This window comes from Lutibacter sp. (assembly GCF_030692605.1).
Classification (GTDB): Bacteria; Bacteroidota; Bacteroidia; order Flavobacteriales; family Flavobacteriaceae; genus Lutibacter.
Window position 1 is genome coordinate 1 of sequence record NZ_JAUYUD010000007.1, and the last position, 11,333, is coordinate 11,333.

Below are 11,333 nucleotides of genomic sequence, written 5' to 3' on the forward strand. Positions count from 1 at the left end.
GAAATACTGTGGCGAAGAATAAAATATCAATGGCTAGATTTCGATGCTTATAAATGCTTTAAAAACCTCAAAGAACAATTAAATTTAGTGCTGAATAATTTTGGCATTAAATACGACATTAAATTTTAACCATTACTTAGATGTTTGATAATTTGGCTTTAACACTGTAAAAACGTTTTATTCTGCAACAAACTTATTGGTTTCAGTATTAATAATTTGCTCTTCTTTTTAGATTTAGGTAATACATGTTTAGCATTAAAATAAATCCATTGGTGATAATTATTGGCCAAGAAATTTGAAGCATAATCCCATATACCACAAATAGTATGGCTCCAATTGAATTTATAATTCTTAAATGATTCACATTTTTCATCATAAAAGAAATTATAAGTGCTAATGAAGCAGTGTAACCAACCCATTCTGTATACGAAATTCCTATAAACATAATTTTATTTTTTAAAGCCGACAAATATAAGGATAAAATGAAGTATAAGACTAAAAAAAACCTCACCCAAATAAATGAGTGAGGAAAATTGCTATGAAAAAGATTGGTAAGCTATGAAACTTACCGAAACAAATATACAAACTTTTTTTAAAAAAAAACTATATTGAAATGTTAAATTTTTAAAATCTAATAAAATTTAACAAAACTTAAATAAATGTAAAATTAATTAACAATTTGTTATATTTTAAAGACAAAGGAAGGAATGTAGCTTTTATGTAAAAAAATTAATTATTGATAAAATAGAGCCTCATTTTTTGAGTAAAATATTTTTTTAAAAGATGAATTTTGTCATATTTTATGAATTGTCGAAAAACTACATTTGGAATGTAAAAATTGGAATTTTAATTTTTACCTGATAAATTAAATTTATAATAATATTTAATACACATTTTTATGAAACATGGACCAGCAGTAGAGCTTGGAGTAGACCTTGCTTCTAAGAAAAAAGCCAGATTAGGAGTTTGGTTTTTTCTAATATATTTTGTCTTTTATGCCGGATTTGTTGCAATTGGAGTAACAAATTACGAATTATTAGGAATGAAAGTAATTGGAGAACAAAATCTTGCCGTTGTTTATGGTATAGGATTAATTGTTTTTGCAGTGGTTTTAGGAATTATTTATAATGCAATTTGCACTTCTTATGAAGACAAATTAAACAACACAGAAAAATCATGATATACGGAGTTTCTTACATCGCCATTGCCTTTTTTCTTGTATTTGTTTCATTTGTATTAGGCCTTTCATTTTATTTTGCAAGGAAAACTAAATCGGCAAGTAACTACTATGCGGCAGGTGGACAAATCCACTGGGCTGTTAACGGAGTGGCATTTGCGGGTGATTATTTAAGCGCAGCATCATTTCTCGGTATTTGTGGTATGATTGCCATGGTTGGATTTGATGGATTTATTTATGCTGTCGGTTTTTTAGCTGGTTGGATTGTTGCATTGTTTTTAGTGGCAGAACCAATGAAGCGTTTAGGAAAGTATACGTTTACAGACGCTCTAAATGCTAAATTTAATAGCAGAGGAATTACTTTAGCCGCTGCTATTAGCACATTGGTAATTTCAATATTTTATTTAATTCCTCAAATGGTTGGTGCTGGTGATTTGGTTACACCACTTCTTGGATTTCCCCATTGGGTTGGTGTTGTGTTGGTTGGAATCATTGTAATTTTTATTGTATCAACAGCTGGTATGACTTCTACCACCTATGTACAGTTTATTAAGGGTGGTTTGTTAATTGTTTTTTCAACAATCTTGGCAGTTTATATTTTCAATAATGGTTTAAATTTAAAACCTAGTATTGGCGATATGAAACATCATGAATACATGTTGTTAGATGCGCAAGTAGATGCTGGAAAGGTGATTGCTGTTGATGGTTATAGTGTTGTTTCACAGCAAGAAGTAAAAGGAATGCAAGTAGTTAAAATAGATAAAGATGGAATTTCGCGTTGGTTTAACTTGGTTGAAGTTGCAGGTGCTTTTAAATTAAGCGAAATGCTTTCAATAGCAGAATCTGAAACAGGAGAATTATTGTACAATGGAGAGCCTAAAGATGGAAGAAAATTCTATCAAGTTGGACATATGAGCAAAATTATTGTAGATGGTAAAGAAGTTGAAAAAACAGGGCCAATTGGACCGTTTAAGTTTTTATCTACGATTGAAAATGGTGAAATTGTTCGATTAACAGAATTAAAATTTAAAGACGAAGACAGAAAAGTTTCTGCTTATTATCAAAATGTTACATCAGGGAAAGATTTTATGCTTCCTGGTTTAAAATATAAAATAGGTAAAGGTTCTACTTTTTGGGATAAAATGGATTTTGTTTCTTTAATGCTCGCATTATTTTTAGGAACTGCCGCATTACCTCATATTTTAATTCGTTATTACACTGTTCCAAGTCAAAGAGACGCTCGTAAATCAACCATACTTGCAATTGCTGCCATTGGTTTTTTCTACATTTTAACATTGTTTATGGGAATGGGAGCTGCTGTTAATGGAGTATTTGATGTTGAAAGTAGTAATATGTCTGCACCATTATTGGCTAAAGCATTTGGAGTTGGTCTTTTCTCCATAATATCTGCGGTTGCATTTGCAACAATTTTGGGTACAGTGGCTGGATTAATAATTGCATCATCAGGAGCCATTGCACATGATTTAATGGATAATTATATGCAGCGTAACCCAACGGATGAACAAAAAGTTAAGGCTGGTAAAGTTGCTGCTTTTGCAGTGGGTATATTAGCTATTGGGTTAGGAATTGCTTTTAAAGGTATGAATGTTTCCTTTCTTGTAGGTTGGGCTTTTGCTGTTGCAGCATCGGCTAATTTACCTGCCATTTTGTTCATATTATTTTGGGATAAAACTACTGCCAAAGGAATAATTGCTTCCATAGTTTCAGGTATTGTAGTCTCATTAGGTATTATTTTAACCTCACCTACCATGTGGGATAAATATGGATTTGATGCTGCAGATGCATTACATAGGTTAGAGAACCCAGCAATATTCTCATTTACAATCTCAGTTTTAGTACTGTATTTTGTTTCTTTAGCAACACAAAAAAGCAATATTAGAGTTGCAAACGTTAGCTAATTAATTGAGTAAAATAATAAGAAAAAGCCCTGTTAATTCTAGAATTAACAGGGCTTTTTCTTATGTGTGTTTTTTTAAATTAAAAGGTAATTTTAATTTTGGATATTTGACTTTCATATACCTAACCTTTTACATTGGTTATTACTCATTTCTCGAAACACTAAAGAAAAGGCTTTTTTTTTGTTTTGACTATCATCTTTTTTCAAGTTTAATTTGGGATTCTAATTATTTTTAGTTATATTTATAAAATAATCTTAATTAATTTAAAATATTAAGATGTGTTTGATAAGGTAATGATGAGGTTAAACTTAAAAACCTCGTACTCTTATTACAACAGGAAAACCTATTAGATAGAGATATTTAATAGGTTTTTTTTTTGATTAATCAATTCTTTTTAAGTGTTATTAATTCTAATAAAATAATAGCAACACATGCACGAAGGCTTTACTATTTTTTGTAATTTACTGCTGTGAAAAAAAAGAAACGAAATAAATATTATTTTGATAATTCCTTTATTAATTTAAAAGGCAATTTGTTAATGGCAATAGTTTTTATGGTCATTTGCATAGTAGCATATTTTGTTTACGACTTACTTAATTAATAATTTTCTTACACTATTACAAAGGAAATGACCTATTTGAGTTTAATAGATTAAATGAAAATAATAAAGTTAGAAGTTTTAAAAGCGGTTGTGTTTAGATAAATATGCGCCAAATTTTAAAAGAGAATAATAAACTACTAAAAAGCAGTAAATAATTGGAGTTTTTAAATTACTGACTATATTTGAACTAAATTAATAGATATAAACACTTATTAATCAAATAATTATATTGAATTTTTTATAATAATAGTGGAGACGCCGGGAATCGAACCCGGGTCCAAACAAGCAACCAAAATAGTTTCTACATGTTTATTTTTCGATTGATTTTAGTCTTAAAGCTGACCGAAAACAGCCCACTTTAAGCTTAGTTTCTTAAGTTTCAAAATGCCATCGAAACGCTGACAAATCTATGTTAACTTTTACGATGCCTCTTTGCTGACCGCCGCTAACCAAGGCTTTCAAGAGACATTTAGCTTGCACACCTAGTGTGCCGAGGCTCATCCTACTGTAATTCGGATTAAGCAGCTAAAGCGTAGTTATCTTCGCCGTTTAAATGTTTGAAATTGAGATTTACGAGTGCTATTTCATAACTCGACATGCTTCTAGTTTAATTGACCTTGCAGTCAAAACCAGTCGTCCCCAAAATATCAAAGAACAAATTCTTTTAAAGAACGCAAATGTATAAAAAATCTGTCAGATTAATTATTTGTGAGTTCCTTTAATTCATAATATCTTAGGCACAAAATTTATACCAATTGTTTTATGAAAATAGGAATTATTAAAGAACGAAAAAATCCTCCCGATAGACGTGTGGTATTATCACCAAAAAAATGTCGAAAAATATTAAATAAATATAACGACCTTTCTATAAAAGTGGAGAGTTCTAACGATCGTTTTTTTACAGATGAAGATTATAGAAATGAAGGAATTGAAGTAGTGAGTGATGTCTCAGATTGTGATGTTTTGATGGGTGTAAAAGAAGTTCCAATTGAATATTTAATTCCTAATAAGAAATATTTTTTCTTTTCTCATACCATAAAAAAGCAATCACATAATAGAAAATTATTACAAAATATTCTTTCAAAAAATATTGAATTATTTGACCACGAGGTAATTGTAAATGAAAATGGACAACGATTGGTTGCCTTTGGTAAATATGCAGGAATTGTTGGTTCTTATAATGGCTTTAGGGCATTTGGGTTAAAATTTAATATGTTCAATTTGCCAAAAGCTGAGGACTTACACGACCAATTGGTGCTGATTCACGAATTACAAAAGCTAAAATTACCGACTATAAAAATTGTAATTACGGGGAAAGGACGCGTTGCAGGCGGCGCAAAAGAAATGCTTAAAGGAATGAGAATGAGAGAAGTTACAGTTAAAGAATTTTTGAATAAAACTTTTGAAGAACCTGTATATGTTCAACTGGGTGTACTGGATTATAATAGGAGGAAGGATGGTAAATTGATTAATGAGAATGATTTTTTTATCAACCCAACCGAATATGTAAGTAATTTTATGCGTTTTGCAAAGGTAGCCGATGTGTATATGGCTTGTCATTTTTACGGAGAAGGTGCTCCTTTTATTTTTACTCATGACGATGCAAAATCTAAAGACTTCAAGATTAAAGTTATAGCAGATATTAGTTGTGATGTGGATGGACCTGTTGCTTCAACCATAAGATCTTCGACCATTGCTGATCCTGTTTATGGTTACAATCCATTAACAGAAACCGAAGTAGACTATAGAGATAAAAATGCAATTGCAGTAATGGCAGTCGATAATTTACCATGTGAATTACCAAAAGATGCTTCAGAAGGCTTTGGTGAAAGTTTTGCAAAAAATGTAATTCCTTCTTTTTTTAATAACGATAAAGATGGTGTTTTAAACAGAGCAAAAATGACTGAAAAAGGAAAGTTAACTTCTAGGTTTAGTTATTTGCAAAATTATGTTGATGGAAACTGAAGACAAACAAAGGCAATTATTGGTAGAATTGGCGAACAGTAAAATGCCTTATGGAAAATATAAAGGCTACTATTTAATTGATTTACCTGAACATTATTTAGTGTGGTATCGAAATAAGGGTTTTCCTGCTGGTAAATTTGGAGAAAAGTTGCATTTAGTTTATGAAATTCAATTAAATGGATTAGAAGATATGGTTAGAAAATTAAAAGTGTAAATTTATTTTTTAATTAAATAATAGAGTCCGTATAAAATAGGGCAAATTCCACAGGCAATTATCCAAGCCAAAAAAGAATAGTCATTTAAAACCAAGGAAAATACTCCACAAAATAAAACAATACTTCCTAAAATAATTGTATTTCCATTGGCATATCTATTTGCCCATAAAATAAAAACGCTTAGAAGTGTTAAAAAACTAGGAATTAAAAAACTATTTTTTCCATTGTTAACTAAATAATAGGCAAAAATACCAAACAATAGTATTTGTAAAAAAAATAACACTCTTATCCTTTTTGCTTTTATGGACCATCTGTTTAAATTTAATTTTTTTCTTCTTTTTTTATTGATGATTATAATAGCGAAATAAAGAAAAAACAGAGCTAATATTGTTAATGTGGTAATTAATAAATGAAAAAAATTAAGGGGTAATAAAGAAACCCCAGCAGATGCTGTTGTGTGTCCATCAATCAAAAAATTTATTAGGTATAAATACCCGACACCTAATAATCCGGCAATAATTCCGGTAATACCACTTAACGATAAATTATGTAATCTCGAATTCAATTCCTAAAATGTTAATTTGGTTAAAGCTACAGAATAATAAATAAAAGTTTTCAACATTTTGTGTAAAAATGTTATTAAGTAAATTGTAAAAAAAACGATTCCTTTTTTAAAATTCAATATTTTTATTGACTCAAAATTCAACTAAAAAAAACTGTGTAAAATGATTGATGAATTGGTATTCCCAAAAACATATTCTTATAAGGAAGTATTAAAAAGTTCTTTAAGTTACTTTAAAGATGATGAACTAGCAGCAACAACTTGGATGAATAAGTATGCCATGAAAACTAGAAAAGGTGATTTTTTGGAATTATCACCTACTGAAATGCATAAACGAATGGCTGTTCAATTTGCAAAAATTGAAAAAAAATATGTAGATCAAGAAAAAGTAGTTGAAGGTCTTTCAGATTACGGTAAATCTCGTAAATTTTTGTCGGAGGATGCTATATATAATTTATTTAAAGATTTTAAATATGTAATTCCACAAGGGAGCGTAATGTCTTCCCTCGGAAATGAAAATGTAATTGCCTCGTTATCAAACTGTGTGGTAGTTCCTCCAATTTTCGATTCGTATGGAGGTATTTTTCATACAGATCAGCAATTAGCTCAACTATTTAAACGTAGATGTGGTGTTGGAGTAGATTTATCTAATTTAAGACCAGGTGGAGCATTAGTTTCAAATTCTGCTGGAAGTACCACTGGGGCAGTTTCTTTTATGAATCGTTTTTCTAATACAACTCGTGAAGTTGCACAAAATGGTAGACGTGGGGCGTTAATGCTTACTATGGATATTGCACATCCTGATATTGAAGACTTTGTGAATATTAAACAAGATTTAACTAAAGTAACAGGTGCTAATATTTCAATTAGGTTATCAGACGAATTTATGTTGGCAGTCGTAAAAGACGATGATTATTTGTTACGTTGGCCAATTGACAGTGAAAAACCAATATATAAAAGGGTAATTAAAGCCAAAGAATTGTGGAATACTATTATTAAATGTGCGCATAACACCGCTGAGCCAGGTCTTATTTTTTGGGATCGTCAGCATTATTATTCAACATCGTCAATATATCCAGGTTTTAAAAATAGTTCAACCAATCCTTGTTCAGAAATAGCCATGCAGGGAGGTGATAGTTGTCGTTTAATCGCCATAAATTTATATAGTTTTGTTGATAACCCTTTTACAGAAAAAGCGTCATTTAATTTTGAAAAGTTCTATAAAATAACCTATGAATCTCAACGATTAATGGATGATTTGGTTGATTTGGAATTGGATGCTGTAGACCGAATTTTCAATAAAATTATGCATGACAAAGAGCCAGATGAAATTAAAAAGGTTGAAATTGATACATGGAAACTGTTATATAAAACAGGTAAAATGGGGAGAAGAACAGGATTAGGATTTACCGCTTTAGCAGATGCTGTAGCTGCTTTGGGCAAAAAATTTGATACTGATGAAGCCATTGCCTTGGTTGATGAAATAATGAAAGTTAAACTACGTGGAGAATTTGATAGCAGTATAGATATGGCCATAACTCGGGGTAAATTTGAAGTGTTTAACCCAGAAATTGAAAACTATTCAGAATTTATTCAAATGATGGAAAAAGAATTTCCTGATGTTTATGCTCGAATGATGAAATATGGGCGAAGAAATATTTCAATTAGTACTGTTGCACCAACAGGAAGTTTAAGCATGTTGGCACAAACTTCTTCTGGAATAGAACCTGTTTTTCTATTAGCATACAAACGAAGAAGAAAAGTTAATCAGGATGATTCTAATGCTAAAATTGCATACATCGATGATTTAGGTGATTCTTTTGAAGAGTTTGATGTATACCATGCAAAATTAAAAACATGGATGGATATTACTGGTAAAACCGACCTAAAAGAAAGTCCATATCATGGTGCTACTGCACCTGAAATTGATTGGATGAAACGTGTAGAAATGCAAGCCCTTGTTCAAAAATATACCACACACTCTATAAGTTCAACTATTAATTTAGCTTCCGATGTTTCGGTGGATTTAGTTGGTGATATTTATATAGAATCTTGGAAAAAGGGGCTAAAAGGAATCACGGTTTATAGAGATGGTTCTAGAAGCGGTATTTTAGTTGCTCAAGATGCTAAAAAAGAAAAGAGCAGAGAAGGTTGTTATGCTGAAACTATTTTTCCAAAACGACCTAAAACTATTGATGCTAAAGTTGTTCGTTTTCAAAATGATTACGATAAATGGGTTGCAGTTGTTGGGTTAATAAATAATAGACCTTATGAAATATTTACTGGAAAAATTGAAGATGCCTTTTATTTACCAGCATGGTTAGAGGAAGGGTGGATTATTAAAAATAGAGATGAACATGGAGATTCTCGTTACGATTTTCAGTTTTTAGATAAACAAGGTTATAAGTTTACTTTTGAAGGGTTATCAAGAACTTTTGATAAAGAATATTGGAATTATGCCAAATTGATATCAGGAGTTTTAAGACACGGTATGCCAATTCCTTATGTTGTCGATTTAATTAATAATCTGAACATGTACGATGAAAACATCAACACCTGGAAAAATGGGATTGCACGTACTTTAAAACAATTTGTTGAAGATGGTACAGTTGCGGCCGATAAAAAATGTGGAGAATGTGGCGATCCAAATGGATTAATTTATGAAGAGGGCTGTTTAAAATGTAAAAATTGTGGACACACTAAATGTGGGTAATATACTATAGATTTTAGTATTGAGAATTGAGTATTCAGACACTAACATGTTTATTAATTAAAAAAAGCGACAAAATTTTAAAATTTTGTCGCTTTTTTAGGTTTAGAAAATGATTTTTGCGACTGGAAAATCGGAGATTTTTCGAACGTAGCAAATCGTTAGTTGAATGTTTGTCGGTTCGTTATTTAGTTTAAATGTAAGCATAAATTTTATGAGATGTTGAGCGCAGGCTTTATTCTAGAGAAAAAATACTCTTTACTAAAATCCAGGTTCCATAAATACCACCAGGTACAGTCAACCAGATGAGAATTTTTATTGCCGAACGGCTAATTATATTAATTTTTGTATCTGTTGAAACTAGTAATTTTTCACCATTTTCTGATATTAATGGCCCTTTTATTAATCTCCCTAAGTCAGTTTCCCTAATTGTCCATTTTCCTTGCATTACGTAATTGAAAGGAATCCCTTTGGGCTTTTTAATATTATCGTGATTTATAGGAAATGAAAAAACCATCATTGATTTAATTTTATCAGGAGAATGAAATTGGTCATAGATAAAAATATACAATTCTCTCACCGTATATCTTTTAACAATTAGAAATTGAAACAATTGAATATACCAAGGTCTATTTTTAAGCCTTATTTCCTGTTTTTCTACATCAATTTCCCAATTTTTATTCATTTTTGATGTGATAAAATTCTTGTCATTATTGTGACGGTAAGTCATATTTTTAAATTTTTAAAACATCTATTTTGATTACAGGACACGTCATTCTAGCTTGCGCACAACGTGTAATAAAATTTCACTTGTTAACGTTTTTAGGTATTGTTTTGTTGATAAATTTATAATTAGATTCTTGTACCAATTAAATAGATTGGGAATTTTTATTTTTCAATACTCAATACTCAATACTCAATACTAAAATCTATTTATCGTTTTTCTAATCGCAACTAAATTACTTAATAAACCTTCTAAATATTTTAAATCTAACATATTAGCACCATCACTTTTTGCATTTGAAGGATCAAAATGGGTTTCTAAAAATAAACCATCAACACCCACAGCAATACCAGCTCTTGCAATAGTTTCAATCATATCAGGTCTACCGCCGGTTACCCCACTAGTTTGATTAGGTTGTTGTAAAGAATGTGTAACATCTAAAACTACGGGAGCATAATGCTGCATTTCTGGAATTCCTCTAAAATCAACAATCATATCTTGGTAGCCAAACATAGTTCCTCTGTCTGTAATCCAAACTTTTTCATTACTGCAATCTTTTACTTTTTGTACAGCATGTTTCATTGCAGACGGACTCATAAATTGTCCTTTTTTCAAATTCACCACCTTTCCTGTAGTTGCCGCAGCAATAACCAAATCGGTCTGACGAACTAAAAAAGCAGGAATTTGCAACACATCAACATATTCTGCAGCCATTGTAGCATCCGAAATTTCGTGAATATCGGTTACCGTTGGCACGTAAAAGGTTTCGGATACTTTTCGTAATATTTTTAATGCTTTTTCATCTCCAATTCCAGTAAAACTATCAATTCTAGAGCGATTTGCCTTTTTAAAACTTCCTTTAAACACAAAAGGAATTTGCAATTTATCGGTAACTTTTAAAATATGTTCAGCAATACGTAAAGCCATTTCTTCACCTTCAATGGCACAAGGTCCAGCTAATAAAAAGAAATTATTACTTTCAATATGTTTTAAGTTTGGAATCAGATTTAAATTCATTTTAACTATTTTTATGCAAATGTAAGATTAATATTAAAAGTTTGAAAAATTCAAAGATTTAATATTATTTAAATTTGAAGGTATTATGGCATATAATGAACAATTGGCTGACAGAATTGATTTATATTTTAGAGCACAAAATGTAATTTTTTATGAAAAAAAAATGTTTGGAGGGTTATGCTTTATGGTGAATGATAAAATGTGTGTTGGTATTATTAAAAATGAATTAATGGTTAGAATCGGAGAGGAAAATTACCCTGAAGCCATTTCGAAAAAGGGAAGTAGAGAAATGAATTTTACGGGTAGGCCAATGAAAGGATATGTGTATTTAGATGACGATGTGCTGGATTTAGACGTGGATTTGGAATACTGGCTTCAATTAGCATTAGATTTTAATCCTATTGCTAAAGCAACTAAAAAGAAACTTAAAAAATAAAAGTACA

At 30.5% G+C, this 11,333-nt stretch carries 10 protein-coding genes and 1 other RNA gene; 6 read left to right on the forward strand and 5 right to left on the reverse strand.

Annotated elements, in window-relative coordinates:
- Positions 1-208 precede the first annotated feature (208 nt).
- Positions 209-445, reverse strand: a complete 237-nt coding sequence (locus tag Q8S45_RS00465) for a uroporphyrinogen decarboxylase (RefSeq protein WP_371132953.1) — start codon at positions 443-445, stop codon at positions 209-211.
- 453 nt (positions 446-898) lie between these two features.
- Between Q8S45_RS00465 and Q8S45_RS00470 the strand changes: the two genes are divergently transcribed.
- Both Q8S45_RS00470 and Q8S45_RS00475 read left to right on the forward strand, forming a co-directional pair.
- Positions 899-1,180 carry a DUF485 domain-containing protein gene (locus Q8S45_RS00470; protein WP_305600238.1) on the forward strand — a complete coding sequence of 94 codons (282 nt, stop codon included), beginning with the start codon at positions 899-901 and terminating at the stop codon, positions 1,178-1,180.
- The gene (locus tag Q8S45_RS00475) at positions 1,177-3,096 is read left to right on the forward strand and encodes a cation acetate symporter (protein ID WP_305600239.1); all 1,920 of its coding nucleotides are present in this window, start codon (positions 1,177-1,179) and stop codon (positions 3,094-3,096) included. The genes Q8S45_RS00470 and Q8S45_RS00475 overlap by 4 nt, the downstream gene beginning before the upstream one ends.
- An 848-nt stretch (positions 3,097-3,944) precedes the next feature.
- On the opposite strand, the gene ssrA is transcribed toward Q8S45_RS00475, so the two are convergent.
- Positions 3,945-4,338, reverse strand: a transfer-messenger RNA (tmRNA) gene (ssrA, locus tag Q8S45_RS00480).
- A 121-nt stretch (positions 4,339-4,459) separates the two neighbouring features.
- On the opposite strand from ssrA, the gene Q8S45_RS00485 reads away from it, so the two are divergent.
- Together Q8S45_RS00485 and Q8S45_RS00490 are read left to right on the forward strand one after the other, a co-directional pair.
- Entirely contained in the window at positions 4,460-5,662 is a 1,203-nt protein-coding gene (locus tag Q8S45_RS00485; RefSeq protein ID WP_305600241.1) for an NAD(P)-dependent oxidoreductase, read from the forward strand.
- A complete protein-coding gene (locus Q8S45_RS00490) occupies positions 5,652-5,876 on the forward strand; it encodes a DUF3820 family protein (protein WP_305600243.1) in 225 nt (74 codons plus the stop codon). The genes Q8S45_RS00485 and Q8S45_RS00490 overlap by 11 nt, the downstream gene beginning before the upstream one ends.
- Before the next feature lie 2 nt (positions 5,877-5,878).
- On the opposite strand, the gene Q8S45_RS00495 is transcribed toward Q8S45_RS00490, so the two are convergent.
- The gene (locus tag Q8S45_RS00495) at positions 5,879-6,442 is read right to left on the reverse strand and encodes a hypothetical protein (protein ID WP_305600245.1); all 564 of its coding nucleotides are present in this window, start codon (positions 6,440-6,442) and stop codon (positions 5,879-5,881) included.
- Positions 6,443-6,602: 160 nt separating this feature from the next.
- On the opposite strand from Q8S45_RS00495, the gene Q8S45_RS00500 reads away from it, so the two are divergent.
- Positions 6,603-9,152, forward strand: coding sequence for an adenosylcobalamin-dependent ribonucleoside-diphosphate reductase (locus tag Q8S45_RS00500; protein WP_305600247.1), 2,550 nt, complete (start codon positions 6,603-6,605; stop codon positions 9,150-9,152).
- A gap of 232 nt (positions 9,153-9,384) precedes the next feature.
- On the opposite strand, the gene Q8S45_RS00505 is transcribed toward Q8S45_RS00500, so the two are convergent.
- Together Q8S45_RS00505 and kdsA are read right to left on the reverse strand one after the other, a co-directional pair.
- Positions 9,385-9,879, reverse strand: coding sequence for a hypothetical protein (locus tag Q8S45_RS00505; RefSeq protein ID WP_305600249.1), 495 nt, complete (start codon positions 9,877-9,879; stop codon positions 9,385-9,387).
- 192 nt (positions 9,880-10,071) lie between these two features.
- Complete coding sequence (gene kdsA, locus Q8S45_RS00510) at positions 10,072-10,890, reverse strand: 3-deoxy-8-phosphooctulonate synthase (RefSeq protein WP_305600251.1); 819 nt, start codon at positions 10,888-10,890, stop codon at positions 10,072-10,074.
- Between the two features lie 85 nt (positions 10,891-10,975).
- On the opposite strand from kdsA, the gene Q8S45_RS00515 reads away from it, so the two are divergent.
- Entirely contained in the window at positions 10,976-11,326 is a 351-nt protein-coding gene (locus tag Q8S45_RS00515) for a TfoX/Sxy family protein (protein WP_305600253.1), read from the forward strand.
- Positions 11,327-11,333: the final 7 nt, after the last annotated feature.

Excerpts from the sequence above, each read along its gene's own strand:
- Q8S45_RS00465 (WP_371132953.1), bottom strand. The coding sequence starts at position 445 with ATGTTTATAGGAATTTCGTATACAGAATGGGTTGGTTACACTGCTTCA.
- Q8S45_RS00470 (WP_305600238.1), top strand. The coding sequence starts at position 899 with ATGAAACATGGACCAGCAGTAGAGCTTGGAGTAGACCTTGCTTCTAAG.
- Q8S45_RS00490 (WP_305600243.1), top strand. The coding sequence starts at position 5,652 with ATGGAAACTGAAGACAAACAAAGGCAATTATTGGTAGAATTGGCGAAC.
- Q8S45_RS00505 (WP_305600249.1), bottom strand. The coding sequence starts at position 9,879 with ATGACTTACCGTCACAATAATGACAAGAATTTTATCACATCAAAAATG.
- Q8S45_RS00485 (WP_305600241.1), top strand. The coding sequence starts at position 4,460 with ATGAAAATAGGAATTATTAAAGAACGAAAAAATCCTCCCGATAGACGT.
- Q8S45_RS00475 (WP_305600239.1), top strand. The coding sequence starts at position 1,177 with ATGATATACGGAGTTTCTTACATCGCCATTGCCTTTTTTCTTGTATTT.
- kdsA (WP_305600251.1), bottom strand. The coding sequence starts at position 10,890 with ATGAATTTAAATCTGATTCCAAACTTAAAACATATTGAAAGTAATAAT.
- Q8S45_RS00515 (WP_305600253.1), top strand. The coding sequence starts at position 10,976 with ATGGCATATAATGAACAATTGGCTGACAGAATTGATTTATATTTTAGA.
- Q8S45_RS00500 (WP_305600247.1), top strand. The coding sequence starts at position 6,603 with ATGATTGATGAATTGGTATTCCCAAAAACATATTCTTATAAGGAAGTA.